Genomic DNA, 25,753 nt, shown 5'->3' on the forward strand with positions numbered 1-25,753 from the left:
ATGCTGTACAGCTGTAGAGTGCTTAACTCTGTGTATGCGTATCTTCATCGCGCCATAAACGCTCGGTATTTTTAAAGCCATAACGCTGTGACGGCACGCGCGCAATAATTTTATCGGTCTGGGTGGGGTCGCTCAAATCGATTGTTTTGGGGGTGATGTAGATGTTTAGAACCGGCAAAAAGAATAATTTGATCTTGGGCGTCAACATTGAGTGTGCATGTTGCTCAATGACGACACCAATTGTGCCGCTTTTTAGTTGAACGATGGACCCGACAGGATAAATACCCACAGCCTTTAAAAACGCCCGAAACACCTCATCATCAAAATGCCCTTCCCACGTCGACATTTGCTGGATGGCAACGGCGGGATCCCAGCCTTGGTTGTAAGAACGGTCCGACGTGACGGCATCATAGACATCACACACAGCGGCCATCCGAGCGAAAAGGCTGATCTGTTCACCTGCCAACCGATCCGGGTAACCGGTGCCGTCGAACCGCTCGTGGTGATGCAGGCATACATCCACGACCATTTCGCACACCTGCGATGTGCCCAGCAGGGTTTTCTCACCTTCCAGCGGATGGGTACGCATCAGTTGCAATTCGTCATCGCTCAGCCGACCTGGCTTGTTCAGCACGGCACCGGGTATGGCCATCTTGCCGATGTCGTGCAGCAGGCCGGCCAGCCCGACCCTGCGCACCATTGCGGCGGGGAGGGCAAGTTGATTGGCCAGTGCAATCATCAGTGCGCACACGGCGACCGAATGCATATAGGTGTAGTCGTCGAGGCTTTTCAGGCGTGCCAGGCTGATAAACGCATTGGGATGGCGTGCGATTGAACTTGAAATATCGTCGACCAGCGTACTGATGTGTTCAAGCTCGAGGGCTCGGCCCATGCGAGCGTGGCTGAACATCTCGACCACGGCGGTCTTGGCTCGGGCGCAGATGGCCTGTGCAGCGACCAGCTCCTCTTTCATGGAGGTCGAGGTTATCGGGGGGGCTGTGACGTCCTGCGATGGGGTCGTATCAGGCAAGAGGACCGAGTGGGTAGGCTGTACGCCGCAGCCCAGGGCGCATTGGATAGCCGACTGCGCGTTACGCGCGCGGTCCCGCCAGAAAGGTCTTGCCTCGCTGTCTGGCGCCAGATGGTAGAACTCATTACATTTCAACATGATATTCCCTCTGTTGATTTGTTCTTATACGTTTCTTGCTAGCCTCCTTGGCTTGGGTGTTGTCGGGTTAACCCTTCAGTTCGGATGTGCAGCCTTGATGCGCGTAACAACGCGCCCGGCAAGGTCGTCGGGGCGAAACTTGGCCAGGAAGTCATCGGCGCCCACTTTCTTGACCATGGCTTGGTTGAACCCGCCGGAGAGCGAGGTGTGCAGCACAATGTGCAGCTTGGCCATGCGCGGGTCGTTACGGATTTCGGCGGTCAGGGTGTAGCCGTCCATCTCTGGCATTTCGATGTCGGAGATCATCATCAGAAACTCCTCCTCCGGCTTGCGCCCCTCGTCGAGCATGGATTGCAGGTAATCAAGCGCTTGTCGACCGTCATTTAAGGCAACCACCTCGACACCCACGGTCTCCAGGCAGCGTGTCACCTGTTTACGCGCGACGAGGGAGTCATCCACGGTCAGGACACGCAGGTGTCTGGCCCGCAGGGTGACCTCGTGATCCACCACGCCGCTGGATATTTCCTCGGACGATGGCGATATTTCAGTCAGTACTTTTTCAACGTCAATAATCTCGACCAGGCGATCATCCGCGCGGGTCACGGCCGTCAGATAATTGTGTTCACCACTGCCCTTGGGCGGTGGATGAATGTCTTCCCAGTTCAAATTGACGATGTGCTCAACCGCATAGACGAGGAAGCCTTGAACGCGGTTGTTGTACTCCGTAAGTATGATAAAAGCACTTTCCTGGTCTTGTACGCCTGGCAGTCCAGTGGCCATGGCGAGGTCTAGAATAGGAATGCAGGCGCCTCGAATATTGGCAACGCCACAGATATTGTTATTAGACTTTGGTAGTAGAGATAACTTTGGGCAACGTATAACTTCTCGAACTTTAAAAACGTTGATCCCGTACAGCTGGAGGTTGTTGAACCTGAAGAGTAGCAGTTCAAGCCGGTTCTGACCGACCAGTTGTGTGCGACTGTTAACGGATGCCAATACACCTGTCATACACACTCCTTTAACTCGGCTGGCAGCGTTGATGCCGTAATGACACTATCCTATGTAGGGCTATGTAAAAGATATGTGAAAATAAATAAATCTTGGGTTTATCGTTAAAGCGATATGAAATTAATTGGTTGCCTATTCGGATGAGTGTTTGAGATAGTTAGCTGGCTAACTTATTGGTGCTATTGTTGAGAACGATTTAGAACGGCAGTTTCATACTGCGTGTGTTGTCCGTTCAGTACAGGACGCGTCATTTAACTTTGTTAAGCGGCGGCTGTGCAGCGGGCCGGTGTGGACACCCAGCGCGCCCCTCGTGCTGTAGCGAATATCGGCTTGCTGCTGTGCTTTTTGTCCGCAGATGTGCGGGTTTTTTTGCACGGACGTCGACGTACTGGCGGTGTTGGTCGGCGTCGCGCTATGTGCGCACTTGATCATCATCGCCAAGCCATGGCCGTCGAGCGTATTTCGCCTATTTCAATCGGACGCCGCAGTCGACCGTGGCTCGCATTTTTGACAAATCCGTCCACGAGCCGAGGATATGGGCCGCTCGCTGCTTGATCAGCTAAGTGGGTCCCTGCGTGATCACCACCTGGGCATTGATACGGCCAACCTGATCGGCCATTCCCTCGGCGGGTGTCTGGTTATCAGTCGCTCGAAACACCTCGCCGCCGCACGCACTCGCCGTCAATGACCTGTAGCCGATGGCTGCCGCTGTCATCACCTGGAATGCCCGCGCGCCTGGAACTCACAAACCTTGCGAAGCCCAATAAGCGCTGAAGCCCTGCATTTACTGGATTTCAGGCACAAAAAAAGACGTCCAAGGACGTCTTTTTTCGTTGAAGTGGTGGAGCCGGGGGGATTTGAACCCCCGTCCGCCAGTACTCCGCTGTCGGTACTACATGCGTAGCCGTTTCTATTAAGTTAACCCTCAGCGACCCGAAGGGCAGGGTGCTTTGGGCGAGTTGTGTAAGTTTTAGCCGCTTCGTCCACAACGTACTGCACGGCGATTCTGTTCTATATGACAATCACTTTGGGTTTACAGACATCCCCTGGTGATTGCTGGACCCGAAGGTACCAGAAGCTCAGGGCTAAGGCTGCTTACGCAGCGAGAGCGAATTCCTGGCCGTAGTTTTCGTCATTGGCAACTATAAGAAGTTGCAACAGTGGATTTACGAGTTCTGTTACCAACTCGGCATGCACCTAAAGTTTCGCGACCGGCGTCGAATCCTAAACGGCCCCGTGCTTGTAACTCGTTGTTTCTTAGTGAGTGACAAGCCTGTGCAGTGTACGCCAAACGGTCACGGAAGGCCAACCCGAAGGTTGGCCTTCCGTGAAAGAGCAGCCTATTGACCGCCTTTTTCGCTGTTCTGCAGGTCTTGCAGCGCCTTCGAGGTGATCTCGATGCACCTTTTGTCATCGCCCGCGGCGTGGGCCGCTTTGGCCTGGGAGACGGCGGTGTCGATCTCGCCGCTTTTACCGCTGGTGTCAGTGGCGAGCAGCGCTTTACCGTTGTTGATTTTGTCCAGATTGATTTTGCACAGATCGGGATCGCCCGCAGCGAACACAGGCGAAGTCAACATCGCAGCGGTAACGAACAAGCCAGCAAGAGCGGAACGCTTCATAGGGTATCTCCTTGCGCAAAGGGGCTCGACGCTGCTGGCGTTGAACGGCTGCCAGCGACATCACGGATGAGCCTCGTTTGTCGAGGCCTATGCAGATGACTGTGCCGGCGCGCAGGGGTTCTGTTTTTTTGCAGGATCATTTTTGCTGGATCAGTGTGCGCGGGCCTGGGTGACACGGTCCACCAGGTAGACCAAGCCGTGATAATCAATGCCGCCATGCTGGCTCAGGCCGATCTCGCAGGTGCGGCTGGTGGAAATGCCTTCGCTGCAATATTGCACCGCGTCCTTGAGCGTGCGCAGTGAGTGGGCGTTGAGCTCCGGCGTGGTGAAGCCTTTGTCGCCGGCAAAACCGCAGCAATGAATGCCCTCCGGGATGACCACGGTGTTGGAGCAGCGTCGGGCCAGGTCGATCAGGGCCTGGCTTTCGCCCAGGTGCTGGGTGCTGCAGGTGACGTGCACGGCGATCGGCGCTTCCTGGGGTGTGAAGTCGAGGCGATCCATCAGGTGGGTTCGGATAAAACGCACGGGGTCGTAAAGATCCAGGCGGGTTTCGCTCAGGTCCTGTACCAGGCGCAGGGTGCAGGGGCTGGTGTCGCAGTAGATCGGATCGAGCCCGCCACGGCTGGCGTGCAGCAGCGCGCCGATCAGTTCCTGGCGCTTGTGTTCGGCCTGTTCGGCATAGCCTTTGGAGGCGAAAGGTTGGCCGCAGCACAGGCTGTCCTGATTGTCGGGAAACACGACTTGGTAACCGGCTTTTTCCAACAGATTGCGGGTTTTGTCATACAGCGACATCTGTTCCTTGTCCCCCGCCGCCGGGCCCATGGCGCGTGACACGCAGGCGGCCAGGTAGACCACGCGTGGCCGCTCGTCCGTCACGGCCGGGCTGAAGCGAATGGCTTTTTCCGGCTGCGGCATGGCAGGGGTCCATTGCGGAATCTGTCCCTTGGACAGCTTGGTCACGCTGGCCGACAGCTTCGCCAGGCGAGGCGCGCCCAGCAGCATGCGCGCGCCATTGGCCACATGCAGCGTAAAGCGCGCGCCTTGCAGTGCAGTGGCGAAATGAGTGGCGAGCCATTCGGCCGTTTTCGTACGGTCGGCGTCGCGGCTGCGCAGTTTTTTCACCAGGTCGCCGGTATTGATTCCCACGGGGCAGCGTTGGGCGCACAGGCCGGTGGCAGCGCAGGTGTCGATGCCCTGGTAGTGATAGGCGGCTTCCAGCTCAGTGGTGTCGACACCGGCGCGTTTTTTTGCCTGGATATCGCGCCAGATCACGATGCGTTGGCGTGGGCTCAAGGTCAGGCCTTTCGATGGGCACACCGGCTCGCAGAAGCCGCATTCGATGCACTTATCCACAAGCTCATCGGCGGCGGGCAGCGGCTTGAGGTGCTTGAGGTGGATGTGTGGGTCTTCGCTGAGCACCACGTCCGGATTGAGGATGCCGTTGGGGTCGAGTAGCCGCTTGAGTTGCCACATCAATTGATAGGCGTCGCTGCCCCATTCCAGCTCGACAAACGGCGCCATATTGCGGCCGGTGCCGTGTTCGGCTTTCAACGAGCCCCCAAACTCCACCGCCACCAATTGCGCCACGTCGTCCATGAACGCTTGGTAGCGTGTGACTTCTTCCGCGCTGTTGAAGCCTTGAGTGAACACGAAGTGCAGATTGCCTTCCAGTGCGTGTCCGAAAAGTATCGCTTCGTCGTAGTGATGTTTGTCGAACAGTTCGATCAAGCGGTTGACGCCGATTGCCAGTTGCTCAACCGGGAAGGTCACGTCCTCGATGATCACGGTGGTGCCGGTTTTGCGCACGGCACCGACGGCTGGGAAGGTGTCTTTGCGGATCGCCCACAGGCGGGCGTTTTCCACGGGGTCTTCGGTGAAATCGACCTGCTTCTCTACCGGGAATTGGGCGAGGGAGGCCATGATCAGCGCCAGTTGCTCATGCAGCAAGGACGTCGACGCCGCACGGGATTCGATCAACAGGGCGCAGGCAGTTTCCGATAGCTGCTGTACGAACGTGGGCATGCCCGGCTTGTTCTGTACCGAGCGCAGGCTGCGACGGTCCAGTAGCTCGACGGCCGAGACCGGTTGGGTTTTAAGGACGCTCACTGCGTTGCAGCAGGTCTCGACGTCCGGAAACACAATCAACGCCGATGCTTTGTTCGGGTGATCGATCACGGTGTCGTAGGTGACCGCGCTGATAAAACCAAGGGTGCCCTCGGAGCCCACCAACAGGTGGCTGAGGATATCCAGTGGCTCATCAAAATCCACCAAGGCGTTGAGTGACAGGCCGGTGGTATTTTTCAGACGGTATTTGTGGCGTATTTTTGCCGCCAGCTCAGCATTCGCCCGGGTTTCGCGGCCCAGTGTCGCCAGGCGTTCAAGCAGCGGCCCGTGCTGTTCACGAAACGCCTTAACGCTGGCCGCGTCTTCGGTGTCCACGCGACTGCCGTCAGCCAGTACGAGGCGAATCCCGGCCAAGGTGTTATAGGTATTCTGCGCCGTGCCGCAGCACATGCCGCTGGCGTTATTGGCGACGATGCCGCCGATTTTGCAGGCGTTGATCGACGCCGGGTCCGGCCCGATCTTGCGCCCGAACGGTGCCAGCCACGCATTCGCCTGAGCGCCGATGACACCGGGCTGCAGGCGGATTTGTGTGCCTTGCCCACGGATTTCGCGGCCGTTCCAGTTGTCGCCCAGTACGATCAGCACCGAATCGCTGATGGCTTGCCCGGACAGGCTGGTGCCCGCAGCGCGGAAGGTTACCGGTACGCGGTCGCGCTGAGCGAGTTGCAGCAGCGTAACGACTTCGTCCTCCGATTCCACGCGGATCACCAGCTGTGGGATCAGTCGGTAAAAGCTGGCGTCGGTGCCGAAAGCGAGGGTGGAAAGCGCGTCGTCGAAACGCCGATCTTTCGGGATCAAGTGTGCGACGTCGCTCAGGAAGGCAGCAGGCAGGCTCATCGGTCCTCCAGAAATAGCTGACGCCGGAATCGTATCCGGCGTCGATTCTTACCCTATTGCGTGCAGGTCTCAGTGCACCAGCATACCGGTGAACCAGTAGGCCTGGGCCAGGGTGATCAGCCCGACGATCGTGGCAAAGAACAGGCTGTGCTTGAGGGTAAAGCGGAACAGGTCGGATTCCTTGCCTACCAGGCCAGTGGCGGCGCACGCCACGGCGATCGATTGAGGCGAGATCATTTTGCCGGTGACGCCGCCGCTGGTATTCGCCGCGACCAGCAGCGTGTCGTTCACGCCGATCTGATGCGCAGTGGTGGCCTGCAGCGAGCTGAACAAGGCGTTGGACGAGGTATCAGAACCTGTCAGGAAAACGCCCAGCCACCCGAGGAAAGGCGAGAAGAACGGGAAGGCTGCACCGGTGCCGGCCAATACCAGCGCCATGGTCGACGACATGCCGGAGTAATTGGTGACGAATGCGAACGCCAACACCATGCCAATGGACAGGATGGGCCAGCGAAGTTCATAGAAGGTCTCTTTTAAAGTGGTAAGACCAGTTTTAATGTTGATCTTAAGCACCAGCATAGAGATCAATGCAGAGAAGAAAATCGCGGTGCCGGTCGCGGAAATCGGGTCCAGCTTGAACACAGCCGGGATCGCGGTGGGGTTGGTCACGATGGGTGCGACCTTGATCACCATTTGGTCCAAGTGCGGAATCGCGAAGTTGAACACCCAGCTGTACATCGAGCCGCCGGCGGCGAACATCGCCTTGAACGGTTTGAGCGTCCAGATCGTCACCAGCACGGTAAGGATCAGGAACGGTGACCAAGCCTTGAAAATCTGCACCAGGCTGTAGGGCGAGACAACCGTGTTGCGTGGCAGGCCGAAACCGCCGGCACTGGCGGTGACTGCCGCGCTGGAAGTGGCGCCGGCAATCTGTGCGCCAGCGGTGCGCTTGGGTTGCCACACTTTCAGGAACAGGGTCAGGGAAATCAGGCTGGCAAGGGCCGAGGTGATATCCGGCAGTTCAGGGCCGATGAAGTTGGACGTGAAGTACTGAGTGATGGCAAAGCTCAAGCCCGCTACCAGCGCCGCCGGCCAGGTTTCACGCACGCCGCGCAGGCCGTCCATCATGAACACCAGCCAGAACGGCACGAACAGCGACAGCAGCGGCAGTTGGCGACCGGTCATGGCGCCAATCTTGAACGCATCAATGCCGGTCACTTGACCCGCAACGATGATCGGGATACCCAATGCGCCAAAGGCCACCGGTGCGGTGTTGGCAATCAGGCACAGACCCGCGGCGTACAGCGGGTTGAAACCGAGGCCGACCAGCAGTGCGGCGGTGATTGCCACGGGGGCGCCGAAACCGGCCGCACCTTCCAGGAAGGCGCCGAAACAGAAGCCGATCAGCAGCACTTGCAGGCGCTGGTCGTCAGTGATCGACAGCACCGAGCTGCGAATGATCTCGAACTGGCCGCTCTTGACCGTGAGTTTGTAGAGGAACACCGCGGCGACAATGATCCACGCGATAGGCCACAGGCCGTAGGCAAAGCCATAACCGGCGGCGGCCAGTGCCATGTCCACCGGCATCTTAAAGGCAAAGATCGCCACCAGGATCGACAGCGCCAAGGTGATGCTGCCGGCCACGTGGCCTTTGAGGCGAAACACGGCCAGGGCCAGGAAGAAGAATACGATCGGAATGACGGCCGCTAATGCGGACAGGCCGAGGCTGCCGAGCGGGCTGTAGAGCTGTTGCCAGGTTTGCATATGGGGTGGCCCCTGATTGTTGTTGTTTGGTCAGCTTGGATAATTGGTAATACCAATTTACAATCGCTGTGGGCTAGGTTAAAAGGCTTCGGGGCGGTGTGTCAATTTGCCGCTCGCGAAACTTTGGTCGTAGGTGGGTAGGCAACGGATCTGAGCGGATAAATCGAAGGCGTTCTGATAGGTGCTGCGAGTGCGGCGATAGGCCAGAATAGAGGGCCCGGCGAGTGGTCGGGATGGTGGAGAGTGAGTTATGGGGTTTGATCAGGTGCGTCAGCGCCGTTTGTCCGACGATATCGTCGAGCAGCTTGAGGGCATGATCCTTGAGGGCACGCTGAAGTCGGGCGAGCGCTTGCCCGCCGAGCGCGCTTTGGCTGAGCAGTTTGGTGTGTCGCGTCCGTCTTTGCGGGAGGCAATCCAGAAATTGGCGGCCAAAGGTTTGCTCGTCAGTCGTCAGGGTGGTGGTAACTACGTGGCGGAGTCCTTGGGCTCCACGTTCAGTGATCCGCTGCTCCACCTGTTGGAGAATAATCCCGAGGTCCAGCGTGATCTTCTGGAGTTCCGCCAGACCCTTGAAGCCTCTTGCGCCTATTACGCGGCGCTACGTGCCACCGAGGTCGATCGCGAACGACTTACGGCGGCTTTCGAAGCGCTCCAAGACTGCTACACCCGCTCCGATGAAGTGAGCCGAGCTGAAGAGGGGGCGGCGGATGCCAGGTTTCACTTGGCTATCGCCGAAGCCAGCCACAATGCCGTGTTGCTGCACACCATTCGCGGTCTGTTCGACCTGCTGAAGCGTAACGTGGTGACCAACATCGGGGGGATGTATCAACAGCGTACGGAAACCCGCGACATGCTGATCAGTCAGCACAGGGATTTGTACCTGGCGATTATCGAAGGGCGTGCCGAGCAGGCGCGGGAAGTTTCAACGCGTCATCTGCTGTATGTGCAGGAAGTGTTGGAGGAGGTTCGTCAGGAGGTTCAGCGCGTGGCGCGTGCGGAGCGGCGCAAGGGCCTGTAGCCGAGGGAGTCTCCCAGGGCTACAGGCTTGCAAGGATCAGTCTTCCTTGCCCTTGTTGCGCACGGCGCGATGCAGCTCGCGATTGGAATCGCGCTCGCGCTCGGTATCACGCTTGTCGTATTCCTTCTTGCCTTTGCCCAGCGCGATCTCGCATTTGACCAGGTGCTTGCTCCAGTACCAAGACAGGCAGATACAGGCATAGCCTTTCTGCTGTACGGCGGCGGCAAGCTTTTCCAGTTCGCGTGCGTTGAGCAGCAGCTTGCGTGTGCGCACCGGGTCAGCAATCACGTGGGTGCTCGCGGTAGTCAGCGGGGTGATATGACTGCCCAGCAGCCATGCCTCGCCATCTTTGAGCAGCACATAGCTGTCGACCAGTTGCAGCTTGCTGGCGCGCAGACTCTTTACTTCCCAGCCGGCCAGGACCAGACCAGCCTCGAACCGATGTTCGATGAAGTAATCGTGTCGCGCCTTTTTATTTTGCGCGATGGTCCCTGTGGGGTGTTTCTTTTGTTTAGCCATAGGGGCGGCATTATAGGGAGTTGCGAGCGTGTCGGCTACGGTCAACCTGCGTGCTTGAGCGTGTTCGACGAATCCCGGACAATGCGGGCAGTTCTCTGGTTTTTTTCTTTCGCGGATCGGGCTGTTCTTTCGCGATGTTTGCCGCTCAGCTGTGGAAATAACGCACACATGACGACGCATATTCAACGTTCAGCGCTGCTGCCTTATCCGGCTCAGGCGCTCTATGACCTGGTCAACGACGTGGCGCGTTACCCGGAATTCCTGCCGTGGTGCTCGAAGGCCGAGGTGCTGGAAAGCGGTGATGAGTACATGGTCGCCAGTGTTGGGGTCGCGAAAGGCGGCCTTAGCCAGCACTTTGTGACGCGTAATGCGCTGGTGCCTGGGAAATCCATCGAAATGAATCTGCAGGAAGGCCCGTTCACCCAACTGCATGGGGTGTGGGTATTCAAGGCGCTGACGGATAAGGCCTGCAAAATCAGCCTGGATCTTTCCTTTGATTACGCCGGGCCTATCGTGCGAGCAACGCTGGGCCCCTTGTTCAATCAGGCAGCTAATACGCTGGTGGATGCATTTTGCCAGCGGGCCAAACAACTGCATGGTTGAGATTGAAGTGGTGTATGCGGCCGTGGATCGCCAGGTTCTGCTGGCGATGAAGGTGGCGGCGGGCACCAGCCTGCGCGCGGCGGTGCGGGCGTCAGGTATCGCAGCGCAGTTTCCTGAGCTGGATCTTGCTGGCTGCCCTTTGGGCATATTCGGCAAGGTGGTTGCGGATGCTGAGGTGCGTGCCGTGCAAGCAGGTGATCGTATTGAGATTTACCGGCCGTTGCTGGCGGACCCAAAAGAGGTGCGCCGACTGCGCGCGGCCAAGGCTGCGCTGGCTAAACAGCAGGGCTCATAGGCTCGCCAAATGGCACGCAACAAAAAGCCCGGCATGCCGGGCTTTTTGTTGAGCGACGCAAACTTACTGCGGGCTGGTGTCCAGAGGCTGTGGTGTCGGGACGGGAACTGTTTCCACGCCGTCGACGTCTTTCTGGATCTTGTCGAGCAGGGAGCCTGGCTTGGCCGGTACTTCCGACTTCTGCTTTTCACCTTCCTGCGCAGGCGCGGTCACGTTAGTGCCGTTATCCTTGCCGAGCAGGGCTTCATCACGACTCACGCCGGGCATGAAGTCGCCGGACAGGCTGACAAGCTGGTCGTTGCCATTGAAGATGACACTGACGCGCTCCTGTTGGCGTTCACCGCCACCTGGCTGCAGGCTGTAGAGGTAATCCCAGCGATCGGCATGGAAAGTGTCGGTCAGCAGGGGGTTACCCATGATAAACCGTACTTGCCGTCGGGTCATTCCGGGGCGTAACTGGTCTATCATGTCCTGCGTGACGACATTGCCCTGCTGGATGTCGATTTTGTAAACCCCGGGGAATGAACAACCGGCGAGTGCGAGCAGTCCCACAAAGGTGAAACTGGTTAGCAAGAGCTTGGTGTTTTGCATCGGTGGGCGACTTCCACTATCTTGGCTGGGACAACGTAAACGCCGATCATACCCGTATTAAGAGAAGCTGCGAAGCAGCATCCGCGAGAAAGCTAACCATGGTTGAAAATAGCGAACTACGCAAAGCCGGTCTTAAAGTGACTCTGCCACGAGTCAAGATTCTACAAATGCTCGATTCTGCTGAGCAGCGCCACATGAGTGCCGAGGATGTTTACAAGGCGCTGATGGAGTCTAACGAGGACGTCGGCCTGGCCACGGTTTACCGTGTGCTGACCCAGTTTGAAGCCGCAGGGCTGGTGGTTCGTCATAATTTCGACGGCGGTCATGCAGTGTTCGAATTGGCTGACGGTGGTCATCACGACCATATGGTTGACCTGGATACCAATGAGGTTATCGAGTTCACCAGCCCGGAAATCGAGGCGCTTCAGCATAAGATTGCCGAGGAGCATGGCTTCGATTTGGTCGACCATAATCTGGTTCTGTACATCCGTAAGAAAAAGTAAAAATCGCTGCAGATTCGCTCTGCAAAACGATTGAAGGCGACCTTAGGGTCGCCTTCGTGCTTTCTATAAGCCGGAAAGATGAGCGAAAGTGCTCTGCTCAGGCTTTCGCCGCCACGACCATTTTCTTCGCGTGTGCCAAGGACTCCTTGGTCAAATCAATGCCGCCAAGCATGCGCGCCACTTCCTCCACACGTTCCGACTTGTTCAGCTTGGACACGGCTGTGTGCGTTGCATCACTGCCGCGTACCTTGTGCACAAACAGATGTTGATGCCCCTGGGCGGCCACTTGTGGCAAGTGAGTGACCGTCAGTACCTGGCCCCGATCCCCGAGGCGTCGTAATAATTGGCCAACAATCTCCGCTGTCGGCCCGCCAATCCCCACGTCAACTTCGTCGAACACCAGTGTCGGAACCCGAGAGGTTTGCGCGGTAATCACCTGGATCGCCAGGCTGATCCGAGACAGCTCACCGCCGGAGGCCACTTTTGCCAATGCTTTGAGCGGCTGCCCAGGGTTGGCGCTGACCAGCAGTTCAACTTGTTCCAGGCCATGTGGCTGCAATTCGTTACTGGTGCTGGCGTGCAGTTCAATGGTGAAGCGCCCACCAGGCATGCCCAGGCGTTGGATCTCCAGCTCCACTGCGCTGGCCAGGCCCGTTGCTGCCTGGTGGCGCAGATCGCTCAGTTCGCGTGCTTTTTCCTGGTAGTGGCGGGCGAAGGACGCGAGCTCGTCACCTAGGCGCTCGATGGATTCGTCGTTGGCATTCAGGGTCTCGATTTCATCCAGCAACTTTTGCTGCATCGTCGCCACTTCGGTGGGCTGGATTCGATGTTTGCGCGCCAGGGTATAGATGGTGTCCAGGCGTTCTTCTATTTCCTGCAGGCGTGCCGGGTCGGCATCGAAGTGATCCAGGAAGCGGTTCAATTCGCCGACGGCTTCTTCTACTTGGATCTGTGCGCTGGTGAGCAAGGTCGTGGCCTCGCTCAGGGAACCGGAGGCGTTGTTCACGCTGGACAGGCGATTGAGACTGGCGGTCAGCGCGTTGAGTACGTTACCGGAGTCGCTCTCGCTGCATTGCTCCACCACCTGGCGGCAAATGCCCAGCAGAGTTTCTGCGTTGGTGAGGTTCTTGTGTTCCTGCTCGAGTTGCTCCAGTTCAGTCTCGCCCAGGCCCAGGCTTTCCAGCTCTTCGAGCTGATAGCTGAGTAGCTGGTGGCGTGCGCGTTGTTCGTCGCCGGAGTTGGAGAGTCGCTCCAGTTCCTGGCGCGTTTGGCGCCAGCGCTGGGCGGCAAGTTGCACCTGGCGGGCAAGGTCTGTCGCACCGGCGTATTCGTCGAGCAGGCGGCGATGAGTGTCGGTTTTCAGAAGCGACTGGTGTTCATGCTGGCTGTGGATATCGATCAGCAGTTCGCCCAGGGCTTTCAAGTCGCCCAGTGGGCAGGGGGTGCCGTTGATATAGCCGCGTGAGCGGCCTTCAGCAGTAATGACCCGGCGCAGGATGCACGGGCCTTCATTATTAAGGTCGCGCTCCGCCAGCCACGCCTCGGCTTCGGGAATATCCGCCAGGTCGAAAGTGGCCAGGATATCGGCCTTGTCCGCGCCGGGGCGCACCACGCCGCTGTCGGCACGGTCCCCAAGGGTCAAGCCCAGGGCGTCGAGCATGATCGACTTGCCGGCGCCGGTTTCGCCTGTGATTACGCTCATCCCGCGATCCAGTTCGAGATCCAGGTGTTCAACGATGGCGTAGTTATGTACGGACAGGTGCACGAGCATGACGGCCGCTCCCAGGCTTTAGGTCTGGTTATTTATACAGTGTTTTATTCGGGGCTGACAATCCTGATGATTAGCTCGATTTGCTTGGATGAACGCTTTTTTTAGCGCGATGAGGAATGTATAGGCAGGAATTGATCCCGGTCATAGGAAAGACTTTTGGTAACGCCCGCGCCCTTGAACCTGGAAATTGTGGCCCCATATACCGGAACAGAAGCGCGAGTTGAGTTCGCGCATGATTTTGAAAGGAGAAAACTATGGCTGACGAACAGACGCAGGATACGCAAACTCCAGACGCCAATTCGGCTGTCGGCGATGAGCTGGCAACTCGTGTGCAGGTGCTCGAAGAGCAATTGGCCGCTGCGCAGGACCAGTCTTTGCGTGTTGCCGCCGATCTGCAGAACGTCCGCCGCCGTGCCGAGCAGGATGTAGAGAAGGCTCACAAATTCGCACTGGAAAAATTCGCCAGTGACTTGCTGCCGATCATCGACAGCCTGGAGCGTGGTCTTGAGTTGTCCAACCCGGATGACGAAAACATCCGCCCGATGCGCGAAGGGATCGAGCTGACCCTGAAAATGTTCCAGGACACCCTGAAGCGTTATCAGTTGGAAGCCATTGATCCAGTCGGCGGCGAACCGTTCAACGCTGAGCATCACCAAGCCATGGCCATGCAGGAAAGCCATGATCTGGAGCCTAACAGTGTGTTGAAGGTGTTCCAGAAGGGTTATCAGCTCAACGGTCGCTTGCTGCGTCCGGCGATGGTGGTGGTGAGCAAAGCACCTGCACCGGTTTCGCCTTCTATTGATGAGCAGGCTTGAAATACGCCGTAAGGCCCCCATCTATAAGTCAAGCGTTTAAGTGCTACCGCAGTTAGCCACCACTGCTGCGGCATCCAAATTCAAGTTTCGGGAGAGTAAATCATGGGCAAAATTATCGGTATCGACCTGGGGACCACCAACTCCTGCGTCTCCGTCATGGAAAACGGCAAAGCCAAAGTTATCGAAAACGCCGAAGGCGCGCGTACTACGCCGTCGATCATCGCTTACGCAAATGATGGCGAGATCCTCGTTGGTCAATCGGCCAAGCGTCAGGCTGTCACCAACCCGCACAACACCCTGTACGCGGTAAAGCGTCTGATCGGTCGTAAGTTCGACGAAGAAGTCGTACAGAAAGACATCAAGATGGTGCCTTACAAAATCGCCAAGGCTGACAACGGTGACGCCTGGGTTGAAGTAAATGGCAACAAGATGTCTGCACCGCAGATTTCGGCTGAAGTCTTGAAAAAGATGAAGAAAACCGCCGAAGACTACCTCGGCGAAACCGTCACCGAAGCGGTCATCACCGTTCCGGCCTACTTCAACGACAGCCAGCGCCAGGCGACCAAAGACGCCGGCCGCATCGCGGGTCTGGACGTAAAACGTATCATCAACGAACCCACCGCAGCTGCTCTGGCTTACGGTATGGACAAGGCCAAGGGCGACCACACTGTGATCGTTTATGACCTGGGTGGCGGTACGTTCGACGTCTCGGTCATCGAGATCGCTGAAGTTGACGGTGAGCACCAATTCGAAGTGTTGGCCACCAACGGTGACACCTTCCTGGGTGGTGAAGATTTTGACATTCGTCTGATCGACTACCTCGTTGACGAATTCAAGAAAGAAAGCGGCATGAACCTCAAGGGTGACCCGCTGGCCATGCAGCGCCTGAAAGAAGCAGCTGAGAAAGCCAAGATCGAGCTGTCCTCGAGCATGTCGACCGACGTGAATCTGCCGTACATCACTGCAGATGCCACCGGTCCTAAGCACTTGAACGTGAAGATCTCTCGCGCCAAGTTGGAAGCACTGGTTGAAGACCTGGTTCAGCGCACCATCGAACCTTGCCGCATTGCGCTGAAAGACGCCGGTATCGACGTAGGTTCCATCAACGACGTGATCCTGGTGGGCGGTCAAACCCGTATGCCACTGGTGCAGCAGAAAGTTACCGAGTTCTTCGGCAAGGAAGCACGTAAAGACGTGAACCCGGACGAAGCGGTTGCCATGGGTGCTGCCATCCAAGGCGCGGTATTGGCCGGTGACGTGAAAGACGTGCTGCTGCTGGACGTCAGCCCGCTGACCCTGGGTATCGAAACCATGGGCGGCGTGATGACTGCGCTGATCGAGAAAAACACCACGATTCCTACCAAGAAATCCCAAGTGTTCTCGACTGCCGACGACAACCAAGGCGCGGTGACCATTCACGTGCTGCAAGGTGAGCGTAAGCAAGCGGCGCAGAACAAGTCCCTGGGCAAGTTCGACCTGGCTGAGATTCCACCAGCACCGCGTGGCGTGCCACAAATTGAAGTGACCTTCGACATCGACGCCAACGGTATCCTGCACGTCGGCGCGAAAGACAAGGCAACTGGCAAAGAGCAGAAGATCACCATCAAGGCCAACTCCGGTCTGTCTGATGAAGAAATTCAACAGATGATTCGTGATGCTGAAGCCAACGCTGATGCGGATGCCAAGTTTGCCGAGCTGGCTGGCGCCCGTAACCAGGGTGATGCACTGGTTCACTCGACGCGCAAAATGGTCGCTGATGCTGGCGATAAAGTGACGGCTGAAGAGAAGGCCGCGATCGAAGCTGCCGTGGTTGCCCTGGAAGCCGCCGTCAAAGGCGACGACAAGGCCGCTATCGAAGCCAAGATCGAAGAGCTGTCGAAAGTTTCCGCACCTGTCGCGCAGAAAATGTATGCCGAACAAGGTCAGCCAGCTGATGGTGCCGCGCAACAGGCAGAGCCTGAAGCCAAGCACGACGACGTTGTCGATGCCGAGTTCGAAGAAGTCAAAGACCAGAAGTAAGTTGGTCGCCCGGTTGACCGCTATCAAGCGGTGACTGGTAGGATGTCGCCGCGCGGGAGCTTGCTCCCGCGTTGGCGTGTCTGGGGTATGCGAATTTTTACAGCATGCGACAAGGTTCGGATGCTGGCGGTGCGATCGGGAATGCTCCTGCTTTCCGAGTAAGAAGTACCGCATTTTGGCCGGGTCCCTGGCTAAAAGTAGTAATGACCAGGATCGTTGAATTGACGTGAGTTGGGTCCGGGCCTGTATTGGGGCTCAACGAGTTTGGCAGGGCTCAGGAGGGTCTGGCCGAACGTCCTTAAGAGTGCAAAGACTTATGGCAAAGCGTGACTATTACGAAGTGTTGGGTGTGGAGCGCGGCTCCAGCGAGGCGGACCTGAAGAAGGCCTACCGTCGCCTGGCGATGAAGCATCACCCGGACCGTAATCCGGATAGCAAAGAATCCGAAGAAATGTTCAAAGAGGCCAATGAGGCCTACGAATGCCTGTCTGATCCCAACAAGCGTGCGGCCTACGACCAGTACGGTCACGCAGGGGTCGACCCGAGCATGGGCGGTGGCGGTGCCGGGTTTGGCGGCCAGAACTTCTCCGATATTTTCGGTGACGTATTCAGCGACTTCTTCGGCGGTGGCCGGGGTGGTCAGCGGGGCGGCGCCCAGCGTGGCAGTGATTTGCGCTACACCTTGGAGTTGAACCTGGAAGAAGCCGTGCGCGGCACCAGCGTCAATATCCGTGTGCCGACGCTGGTCAACTGCAAGCCGTGCGATGGTTCGGGTGCCAAAAAAGGCTCCTCGCCGATCACTTGCCCGACGTGTGGCGGTATTGGCCAGGTCCGCATGCAGCAGGGCTTCTTCTCGGTGCAGCAGACCTGCCCGCGTTGCCATGGCCAGGGCAAGATCATTTCCGACCCGTGCGACTCCTGCCACGGCGAAGGTCGTGTCGAAGAGTACAAGACGCTGTCGGTAAAAGTGCCTGCGGGTGTGGATACCGGCGACCGTATTCGTCTGTCGGGCGAAGGCGAGGCGGGTACTCAAGGTGGCCCTACGGGCGATCTGTATGTGGTGATCAATGTGCGCGAGCACTCGATCTTCCAGCGCGACGGCAAGCACCTGTTCTGCGAAGTGCCAATCAGCTTTGTTGATGCGGCGCTGGGTGGCGAGTTGGAAATTCCGACCCTTGATGGTCGCGTCAAACTCAAGATCCCTGAAGGCACGCAGACCGGCAAACAGTTCCGTATCCGTGGCAAAGGCGTTGCGCCGGTGCGCGGTGGTGGTGCTGGCGACCTGATGTGCCGCGTTGCCGTTGAGACGCCAGTCAATCTGGGGCGTCGTCAGCGCGAATTGCTGGAAGAGTTCCGCAGCTCGCTGGAAGGCGATGACTCCCACTCGCCGAAAACCACGGGCTTTTTCGATGGCGTGAAGCGCTTCTTCGGCGACCTGTAAGGAGTTGGGTATGCGACGTATAGCCGTAATGGGCGCTGCCGGGCGCATGGGCAAGACGCTGGTAGAGGCGGTGCAGCAGCGCTCGCCGGCCTCCGGGCTGACCGCAGCGATCGTTCGTCCCGGCAGCACATTGATCGGTGCGGATGCGGGTGAGTTGGCTTCGCTGGGGCGTATCGGTGTTTCGTTGTCCGGCAACCTGGAGCAGGTGGCTGACGAATTCGACGTGCTGATCGATTTCACTCTGCCGGACGTCATGCTGAAAAACCTGGCTTTCTGCCGCAAGGCGGGCAAGGCGATGGTGATCGGCACCACCGGTTTGACGCTTGAACAGAAGCAGTTGCTGGCGGAGGCGGGCAAGGACATTCCGATCGTCTTCGCGGCCAACTTCAGTGTGGGTGTGAACCTGTCGCTCAAGCTGTTGGATCTGGCGGCGCGCGTGCTGGGGGATGAGGCGGATATCGAAATCATCGAGACTCATCACCGTCACAAGATCGACGCACCGTCGGGTACCGCGTTGCGCATGGGTGAAGCGATCGCCGATGCGCTCGGTCGCGACTTGTCGAAAGTGGCGGTGTACGGCCGTGAAGGCCATACCGGTGCGCGTGCGCGTGACACCATTGGTTTTGCAACCGTGCGCGGTGGCGATGTGGTGGGTGATCACACCGTATTGTTCGCCACCGAGGGCGAGCGCCTGGAAATCACGCACAAGGCGTCCAGCCGCATGACGTTTGCCAAGGGGGCGGTACGTGCTGCGCTCTGGCTGGAAGGTCGTGCGGCGGGCCTTTATGACATGCGTGACGTGTTGGATCTGCACTAATCAGTAGCTAAAACAGGGGCCCAAGCTTATGCTTAGGCCCCGTTTTTACCCGCTAAGCGACGTCCTGTCGCATTCCCCTGCCTTTAAGGCTCATTAGCGGTGGACCAAAAAAGCCTTTTTCTGTAAGCTACAGCTTTAGTGTGTCCACTAAAAGCGCGCAGAATAATTCAGTGAAGAAGCGGGGTGACGTGTCCATACGTCACTCCGCTTTTTTACAACCTGCGATCGCCCTTTCAGGCTTTATTTACGGGAGGTCTTCTTGACTAAGCCAGCCATACTCGCCCTTGCTGATGGCAGCATTTTTCGCGGCGAAGCCATTGGAGCCGACGGTCAAACCGTTGGAGAGGTGGTGTTTAACACTGCCATGACCGGCTATCAGGAAATCCTTACCGATCCTTCCTACGCCCAACAGATCGTTACCCTGACCTATCCGCACATCGGCAACACCGGTACGACACCGGAAGATGTCGAGTCTGATCGTGTCTGGTCGGCCGGTCTGGTGATTCGTGACCTGCCGCTGGTTGCGAGCAACTGGCGTAACACGATGTCGCTGTCCGATTACCTGAAAGCCAACAACGTTGTGGCGATCGCCGGTATCGATACGCGTCGCCTGACACGCATCCTGCGTGAGAAAGGCTCGCAGAACGGCTGCATCATGGTCGGTGACAATATTTCCGAAGAGGCGGCGATTGCCGCAGCCCAAGGCTTCCCTGGCCTGAAGGGCATGGACCTGGCGAAAGTCGTCAGCGTCAAAGAGAAGTACGAGTGGCGCTCCACTGTCTGGGACTTGAAGACCGATAGCCACGCGACCATCGATGCGGCCGAGTTGCCTTACCACGTGGTCGCCTACGACTACGGCGTCAAGTACAACATCCTGCGCATGCTGGTCGAGCGCGGTTGCCGCGTGACCGTGGTGCCGGCGCAAACCCCGGCCAGCGACGTGCTCGCCCTGCAGCCGGACGGTGTGTTCCTGTCCAACGGCCCGGGTGACCCTGAGCCTTGCGACTACGCTATCCAGGCGATCAAAGAAGTGCTGGAGACCGAGATTCCGGTATTCGGTATCTGCCTCGGTCACCAGCTGCTGGCCCTGGCCTCTGGCGCCAAGACCCTGAAAATGGGGCACGGCCATCACGGTGCCAACCACCCTGTGCAAGACCTGGACACCGGCATTGTGATGATCACCAGCCAGAACCACGGTTTTGCGGTGGATGAAGCGACCCTGCCGAGCAACGTTCGCGCGATTCACAAGTCGCTGTTCGACGGTTCCCTGCAGGGCATCGAGCGCACCGACAAGAGCGCGTTCAGCTTCCAGGGCCACCCTGAAGCCAGCCCGGGCCCGAACGACGTAGCGCCGCTGTTCGACCGTTTCATCAATGAGATGGCCAAGCGACGCTGACTGAGCGGCTTGCGGGCGGCCCCGAGCTTCGGTGGCCCCCGCAGGCTCATCAAAGATTGTTCAAGACGGCTTGCCGACTGACCTGCGGATTTGAGTGACAAACCCATGCCAAAACGTACAGACATAAAAAGCATCCTGATTCTCGGCGCTGGCCCGATCGTGATCGGCCAGGCCTGCGAATTCGACTACTCCGGCGCCCAGGCCTGTAAAGCCCTGCGCGAAGAGGGTTACCGCGTCATCCTGGTGAACTCTAACCCGGCCACCATCATGACCGACCCGGACATGGCCGACGCCACCTACATCGAACCGATCAAGTGGCAGACCGTCGCCAAGATCATCGAGAAAGAACGTCCGGACGCACTGCTGCCAACCATGGGTGGCCAGACCGCTCTGAACTGCGCATTGGACCTGGAGCGCGAAGGCGTCCTGGAAAAGTTTGGCGTAGAGATGATCGGCGCCAATGCCGACACCATCGACAAGGCTGAAGACCGTTCGCGTTTCGACAAGGCCATGAAGTCCATCGGCCTTGATTGCCCGCGTTCCGGTATCGCCCACAGCATGGAAGAGGCCAATTCTGTCCTGGAACGCTTGGGCTTCCCGTGCATCATCCGTCCGTCCTTCACCATGGGCGGCACGGGCGGCGGTATTGCCTACAACCGTGAAGAATTCGAAGAAATCTGCGCCCGTGGCCTGGACTTGTCTCCGACCAAAGAGCTGCTGATCGACGAATCCCTGATCGGCTGGAAAGAATATGAGATGGAAGTTGTCCGCGATAAGAAGGACAACTGCATCATCGTTTGCTCTATCGAAAACTTTGACCCGATGGGCGTGCACACCGGTGACTCGATCACTGTTGCTCCGGCACAGACCCTGACGGACAAGGAATACCAGATCATGCGTAACGCCTCCTTGGCGGTGCTGCGTGAGATTGGCGTGGAGACCGGTGGCTCCAACGTCCAGTTCGGCATCTGCCCGGACACTGGCCGCATGGTTGTGATCGAGATGAACCCGCGTGTATCGCGTTCTTCTGCGCTGGCATCGAAAGCTACCGGCTTTCCGATTGCGCGTATCGCTGCCAAGCTGGCGATCGGTTACACATTGGACGAGCTGCAGAACGAAATTACGGGCGGCGCAACGCCGGCGTCCTTCGAGCCGTCGATCGACTACGTCGTCACCAAGCTGCCACGCTTCGCTTTCGAGAAATTCCCGAAAGCCGACGCCCGCCTGACCACTCAGATGAAGTCAGTCGGTGAAGTCATGGCTATCGGCCGGACCTTCCAGGAGTCCCTGCAGAAAGCCCTGCGTGGCCTGGAAGTGGGCGTTTGCGGTCTGGACGAGAAGCTCGACCTGAGCAACCCGGAAAGCATGAGCGTGCTCAAGCGTGAGCTGACCGTGCCGGGTGCCGAGCGTATCTGGTACGTAGCCGATGCTTTCCGCGCCGGCATGACCGTCGAAGACATCTTCGGCATGAACATGATCGACCCGTGGTTCCTGGTGCAGATCGAAGATCTGATCAAGGAAGAAGAGAAGGTCAAGACCCTCGGTCTGTCCTCTATCGACCGCGACCTGATGTTCCGCCTCAAGCGCAAAGGTTTCTCCGACCAGCGCTTGGCCAAGCTGCTGGGTGTGACCGAGAAGAACCTGCGCACGCATCGCCACAAGCTGGACATCTTCCCGGTCTACAAGCGCGTTGATACCTGTGCGGCCGAGTTCGCAACCGACACTGCGTATATGTACTCCACTTACGAGGAAGAGTGCGAAGCTGCGCCGTCGGGCCGCGACAAAATCATGATCCTGGGTGGCGGTCCAAACCGTATCGGCCAAGGCATCGAGTTCGATTATTGCTGCGTACACGCCGCTCTCGCCCTGCGCGAAGACGGGTACGAGACCATTATGGTCAACTGCAACCCGGAAACTGTTTCCACTGACTATGACACTTCCGACCGTCTTTACTTTGAGCCGGTAACACTGGAAGACGTGCTGGAAATCTGTCGCGTCGAGAAGCCAAAAGGCGTGATCGTCCAGTACGGCGGCCAAACCCCGTTGAAACTGGCTCGCGCACTGGAAGCCGCTGGCGTCCCGATTATCGGCACCAGCCCTGACGCTATCGACCGTGCCGAAGACCGTGAGCGTTTCCAGCAGATGGTTGAGCGTCTGAACCTGCGTCAGCCGCCGAACGCCACCGTGCGCAGCGAAGATGAAGCGATCCGCGCGGCCAGCAAGATCGGTTACCCCTTGGTGGTGCGTCCGTCCTACGTACTGGGCGGTCGTGCGATGGAAATCGTCTACGAAGAAGACGAGCTCAAACGTTACCTGCGCGATGCAGTGAAAGTGTCCAACGACAGCCCGGTGCTGCTGGACCACTTCCTCAACTGCGCCATCGAGATGGACGTAGACGCTGTTTGCGACGGGACCGACGTGGTGATCGGTGCGATCATGCAGCACATCGAACAGGCGGGCGTTCACTCCGGTGACTCCGCTTGCTCGCTGCCGCCGTACTCGCTGCCGGCGCATATCCAGGACGAAATGCGCGAACAGGTCAAGAAAATGGCCCTGGAGCTGGGCGTGGTCGGCTTGATGAACGTACAGTTGGCGCTGCAAGGCGAAGACATCTACGTCATCGAAGTCAACCCGCGTGCTTCGCGTACCGTGCCATTTGTTTCCAAGTGCATTGGTGTGTCCCTGGCCATGGTCGCTGCTCGCGTGATGGCCGGTAAGACCCTGAAGGAAATCGGCTTCACCAAGGAAATCATTCCGAACTTCTACAGCGTGAAAGAGGCGGTATTCCCATTCGCCAAATTCCCTGGCGTGGACCCGATCCTGGGCCCAGAGATGAAGTCCACCGGTGAAGTGATGGGCGTGGGCGATACCTTCGGTGAAGCGTTCGCCAAGGCTCAGATGGGCGCCAGCGAAGTGTTGCCAACCGGCGGTACCGCGTTTATCAGCGTGCGTGATGACGACAAACCGCTGGTTGCGGGCGTAGCCCGTGATCTGATCAACTTGGGCTTCGAAGTCGTGGCCACTGCCGGGACCGCCAAGCTGATCGAAGCTGCCGGCCTGAAAGTGCGTCGCGTGAACAAGGTGACGGAAGGCCGTCCGCACGTGGTCGACATGATCAAGAATGACGAAGTCACCCTGATCATCAACACCACCGAAGGTCGCCAGTCGATCGCGGACTCCTACTCCATTCGTCGTAATGCCTTGCAGCACAAGATCTACTGCACCACTACCATTGCTGCTGGCGAAGCCATCTGCGAAGCGCTCAAGTTCGGTCCGGAAAAAACCGTGCGTCGCTTGCAGGACCTACACGCAGGATTGAAGGCATGATCAAATACCCAATGACCGTCCAGGGCGCCAAGGCCCTGGAAGAGGAGCACGCCCATCTGACCAAGGTCGTACGTCCAAAGCTGAGCCAGGACATCGGTACGGCCCGCGAGCTGGGTGACTTGAAGGAAAACGCCGAATACCACGCTGCTCGCGAGCAGCAGGGTATGGTCGAGGCGCGGATTCGTGACATCGAAGGCCGTATGCAGAATGCGGTGATCATCGACGTCACGACTATTCCGCACACCGGCAAGGTGATTTTCGGCACCACCGTGGAAATCGCCAACGTCGAAACTGATGAGAGCGTGGTTTACCACATCGTTGGCGAGGACGAGGCTGACTTCAAGCTCGGCAAAATCTCCGTCGGTTCCCCGCTTGCCCGCGCCTTGATTGCCAAGGAAGAGGGTGATGTGGTGGCCGTGAAGACGCCGGGTGGCGTGATCGAGTACGAGATTGTTGAAGTTCGTCACGTCTGAAAGGCGGCGCCCGCTTCATGCGGGCGCCATGCTTTGGCAGCTCTCCCAGATGCTTTGGGTCGGCGGCCTGTGGTTGCTGCATATTGGTGTGTTACCGGCGCTGGGCCTGATTGGGCTGGCGCCGTTGTTGATCGATGAGATCGACGGATTACTCAGTGCGTTGCTGGTGGGTTTTGCGGCGGCGTGCGTAACGCTCCAGGCATTGGTGCTGGTCAAGGCTGAAGGCTTGGAGAGTTTGTGGCGGGATATTCGCGGGCAACTGCTGTTGATGGCGCTGTATGCGTGTGCAATGTATTGCATCGTGCATGTCTGGCAGCCGGAAGCGTTGCGCTGGCAGCTATTCAGCTATCTTGTGCTAGGGTTCTCCGGCCTGGTGCTGGTTATACAGCCCACACCGGGATGGAGTGGCGGGGCGCGCGAAGCACGCCCGTGACCCTTTTTATCATTTGAAAACTACTTGAAGCGATGTACGTTCGACAGCTGCTTGTTGACGCTGAAGTTCTTGCGATACAGCAGCGCCATCTTGCCGATGACCTGGACCAGGTCCGCTTTGCCCACCTTGCACAATTCTGCAATGGCGGCCAGGCGCGCTTCGCGGTCGAGGATATTGACCTTGATCTTGATCAGTTCATGATCGTTCAGTGCGCGTTCGAACTCGGCTAACACACCTTCAGTCAAACCGTTATCTGCCACAATCAAAACTGGTTTCAGATGGTGGCCAATGGATTTGTACTGTTTCTTCTGCTCTTGAGTGAGCGGCATAATCTGACCCCTGCGTCTGATCTTGTAAAAAGCGGCGGCCAGTTTACCCGAGCGAGTCCGGGACCGCCCAGTTAATCACGACCCGTTTTATTTTTCGAGGTGGCCCGTGGCCCGTTCCAAAACCAGCCTTAAGTGGCTACAAGAACATTTCAACGATCCTTACGTCAAAAAGGCGCAAAAGGATGGCTACCGTTCCCGGGCCAGCTACAAGTTGCTGGAGATCCAGGACAAGGATAAGTTGATTCGTCCAGGCATGAGCGTTATCGACCTTGGCGCGGCCCCGGGTGGCTGGTCCCAGGTGACCAGTCGTCTGATTGGTGGGCAGGGTCGTCTGATCGCTTCCGACATTCTGGAAATGGACAGCATCCCCGATGTGACCTTTGTTCATGGTGACTTTACCCAGGATACGGTGCTCGCACAGATTCTTGAGGCTGTGGGAAATTCGCAGGTAGACCTTGTGATTTCCGACATGGCCCCCAATATGAGTGGATTACCGGCTGTCGATATGCCACGTGCCATGTTCCTTTGCGAATTGGCGCTGGATTTGGCGGGTCGGGTGTTGCGTCCGGGGGGTGATTTCCTGGTGAAGGTCTTCCAGGGCGAGGGTTTCGACGAGTACCACAAGAACATCCGCAAGTTGTTCGACAAGGTGCAGACGCGCAAGCCCGACTCCTCCCGAGACCGTTCCAGAGAGCAATACCTGCTGTGCCGCGGCTTCCGCGGCGTCGAAGGCGCGGCGAGTGAAGAGCGCTTTTGAGGAATTCGAGGAGGGCGATAGGTTTTTTTATATCGCTTTCGTCACGAAGCTTTACGAATATTGTGTAGTCAAAGTTTCACAAAGGGTTACAGACGGCGCCTGCCAGTGTTGTAGGTAATGTAGTAA

General features: G+C 57.9%; 22 protein-coding genes and 1 other RNA gene. 13 read left to right on the plus strand and 10 right to left on the minus strand.

Going from position 1 to position 25,753, the window contains the following annotated elements; translation table 11 throughout:
- Positions 1-22 precede the first annotated feature (22 nt).
- The 6 genes from BM403_RS19770 to BM403_RS19795 all read right to left on the minus strand — a co-directional run bounded on the left by BM403_RS19770 (position 23) and on the right by BM403_RS19795 (position 8,520).
- A complete protein-coding gene (locus tag BM403_RS19770; RefSeq protein WP_046034277.1) occupies positions 23-1,168 on the minus strand; it encodes a cyclic di-GMP phosphodiesterase in 1,146 nt (381 codons plus the stop codon).
- Positions 1,169-1,243: 75 nt separating this feature from the next.
- On the minus strand, positions 1,244-2,176 hold the full coding sequence (locus BM403_RS19775; protein ID WP_046034278.1) for a chemotaxis protein CheV: 933 nt from the start codon (positions 2,174-2,176) through the stop codon (positions 1,244-1,246).
- Positions 2,177-3,015: 839 nt separating this feature from the next.
- Positions 3,016-3,412: a transfer-messenger RNA gene (gene ssrA / locus BM403_RS19780) on the minus strand.
- Between the two features lie 104 nt (positions 3,413-3,516).
- Positions 3,517-3,795 carry a hypothetical protein gene (locus BM403_RS19785; protein ID WP_015885940.1) on the minus strand — a complete coding sequence of 93 codons (279 nt, stop codon included), beginning with the start codon at positions 3,793-3,795 and terminating at the stop codon, positions 3,517-3,519.
- A gap of 150 nt (positions 3,796-3,945) precedes the next feature.
- On the minus strand, positions 3,946-6,756 hold the full coding sequence (locus tag BM403_RS19790; protein ID WP_093544320.1) for an FAD-binding and (Fe-S)-binding domain-containing protein: 2,811 nt from the start codon (positions 6,754-6,756) through the stop codon (positions 3,946-3,948).
- Between the two features lie 69 nt (positions 6,757-6,825).
- Entirely contained in the window at positions 6,826-8,520 is a 1,695-nt protein-coding gene (locus BM403_RS19795) for a lactate permease LctP family transporter (RefSeq protein WP_015885938.1), read from the minus strand.
- Between the two features lie 250 nt (positions 8,521-8,770).
- Here BM403_RS19795 and BM403_RS19800 point away from each other — a divergent pair, with 250 nt between their 5' ends.
- Complete coding sequence (locus tag BM403_RS19800; protein WP_015885937.1) at positions 8,771-9,538, plus strand: GntR family transcriptional regulator; 768 nt, start codon at positions 8,771-8,773, stop codon at positions 9,536-9,538.
- Between the two features lie 36 nt (positions 9,539-9,574).
- Here BM403_RS19800 and smpB read toward each other — a convergent pair whose 3' ends face one another.
- Positions 9,575-10,057 (minus strand): SsrA-binding protein SmpB, encoded by a 483-nt coding sequence (smpB, locus tag BM403_RS19805; RefSeq protein WP_003235073.1) that lies wholly within the window; start codon positions 10,055-10,057, stop codon positions 9,575-9,577.
- Between the two features lie 168 nt (positions 10,058-10,225).
- Between smpB and BM403_RS19810 the strand changes: the two genes are divergently transcribed.
- Positions 10,226-10,660: a type II toxin-antitoxin system RatA family toxin gene (locus BM403_RS19810; RefSeq protein WP_015885936.1), complete on the plus strand. Its 435-nt coding sequence runs from the start codon at positions 10,226-10,228 to the stop codon at positions 10,658-10,660.
- Positions 10,653-10,955 (plus strand): RnfH family protein, encoded by a 303-nt coding sequence (locus BM403_RS19815; RefSeq protein WP_015885935.1) that lies wholly within the window; start codon positions 10,653-10,655, stop codon positions 10,953-10,955. Before BM403_RS19810 ends, BM403_RS19815 begins: the two co-directional genes overlap by 8 nt.
- A 63-nt stretch (positions 10,956-11,018) precedes the next feature.
- Here the strand turns inward: BM403_RS19815 and BM403_RS19820 are convergent, their stop codons facing one another.
- Positions 11,019-11,546, minus strand: coding sequence for an outer membrane protein assembly factor BamE (locus BM403_RS19820; protein ID WP_015885934.1), 528 nt, complete (start codon positions 11,544-11,546; stop codon positions 11,019-11,021).
- A gap of 98 nt (positions 11,547-11,644) precedes the next feature.
- Here BM403_RS19820 and fur point away from each other — a divergent pair, with 98 nt between their 5' ends.
- Entirely contained in the window at positions 11,645-12,049 is a 405-nt protein-coding gene (gene fur, locus BM403_RS19825) for a ferric iron uptake transcriptional regulator (RefSeq protein ID WP_003194220.1), read from the plus strand.
- Between the two features lie 97 nt (positions 12,050-12,146).
- On the opposite strand, the gene recN is transcribed toward fur, so the two are convergent.
- Positions 12,147-13,820, minus strand: a complete 1,674-nt coding sequence (recN, locus tag BM403_RS19830; protein ID WP_046034280.1) for a DNA repair protein RecN — start codon at positions 13,818-13,820, stop codon at positions 12,147-12,149.
- 254 nt (positions 13,821-14,074) lie between these two features.
- Here recN and grpE point away from each other — a divergent pair, with 254 nt between their 5' ends.
- The 8 genes from grpE to BM403_RS19870 all read left to right on the plus strand — a co-directional run bounded on the left by grpE (position 14,075) and on the right by BM403_RS19870 (position 24,541).
- Positions 14,075-14,635 (plus strand): nucleotide exchange factor GrpE, encoded by a 561-nt coding sequence (gene grpE / locus BM403_RS19835; RefSeq protein WP_015885932.1) that lies wholly within the window; start codon positions 14,075-14,077, stop codon positions 14,633-14,635.
- A gap of 102 nt (positions 14,636-14,737) precedes the next feature.
- On the plus strand, positions 14,738-16,654 hold the full coding sequence (gene dnaK, locus BM403_RS19840) for a molecular chaperone DnaK (protein WP_015885931.1): 1,917 nt from the start codon (positions 14,738-14,740) through the stop codon (positions 16,652-16,654).
- Positions 16,655-16,970: 316 nt separating this feature from the next.
- Positions 16,971-18,095 (plus strand): molecular chaperone DnaJ, encoded by a 1,125-nt coding sequence (gene dnaJ / locus BM403_RS19845; protein WP_015885930.1) that lies wholly within the window; start codon positions 16,971-16,973, stop codon positions 18,093-18,095.
- Positions 18,096-18,105: 10 nt separating this feature from the next.
- Positions 18,106-18,912, plus strand: a complete 807-nt coding sequence (dapB, locus tag BM403_RS19850; protein ID WP_064053115.1) for a 4-hydroxy-tetrahydrodipicolinate reductase — start codon at positions 18,106-18,108, stop codon at positions 18,910-18,912.
- A gap of 259 nt (positions 18,913-19,171) precedes the next feature.
- Positions 19,172-20,308: a glutamine-hydrolyzing carbamoyl-phosphate synthase small subunit gene (gene carA, locus BM403_RS19855; protein ID WP_046034282.1), complete on the plus strand. Its 1,137-nt coding sequence runs from the start codon at positions 19,172-19,174 to the stop codon at positions 20,306-20,308.
- Between the two features lie 105 nt (positions 20,309-20,413).
- Positions 20,414-23,635 (plus strand): carbamoyl-phosphate synthase large subunit, encoded by a 3,222-nt coding sequence (gene carB, locus BM403_RS19860; RefSeq protein WP_015885927.1) that lies wholly within the window; start codon positions 20,414-20,416, stop codon positions 23,633-23,635.
- Positions 23,632-24,108 (plus strand): transcription elongation factor GreA, encoded by a 477-nt coding sequence (greA, locus tag BM403_RS19865; RefSeq protein ID WP_015885926.1) that lies wholly within the window; start codon positions 23,632-23,634, stop codon positions 24,106-24,108. The genes carB and greA overlap by 4 nt, the downstream gene beginning before the upstream one ends.
- 28 nt (positions 24,109-24,136) lie before the next feature.
- Positions 24,137-24,541 carry an MFS transporter gene (locus BM403_RS19870; RefSeq protein ID WP_093544323.1) on the plus strand — a complete coding sequence of 135 codons (405 nt, stop codon included), beginning with the start codon at positions 24,137-24,139 and terminating at the stop codon, positions 24,539-24,541.
- A gap of 20 nt (positions 24,542-24,561) precedes the next feature.
- On the opposite strand, the gene BM403_RS19875 is transcribed toward BM403_RS19870, so the two are convergent.
- Positions 24,562-24,870 (minus strand): YhbY family RNA-binding protein, encoded by a 309-nt coding sequence (locus tag BM403_RS19875; protein WP_010206607.1) that lies wholly within the window; start codon positions 24,868-24,870, stop codon positions 24,562-24,564.
- A 106-nt stretch (positions 24,871-24,976) separates the two neighbouring features.
- Between BM403_RS19875 and rlmE the strand changes: the two genes are divergently transcribed.
- Positions 24,977-25,627 carry a 23S rRNA (uridine(2552)-2'-O)-methyltransferase RlmE gene (rlmE, locus tag BM403_RS19880; RefSeq protein ID WP_015885924.1) on the plus strand — a complete coding sequence of 217 codons (651 nt, stop codon included), beginning with the start codon at positions 24,977-24,979 and terminating at the stop codon, positions 25,625-25,627.
- Positions 25,628-25,753 lie beyond the last annotated feature (126 nt).

This window comes from Pseudomonas sp. OV546, assembly GCF_900116845.1.
GTDB classification, from domain to species: Bacteria; Pseudomonadota; Gammaproteobacteria; order Pseudomonadales; family Pseudomonadaceae; genus Aquipseudomonas; species Aquipseudomonas petroselini.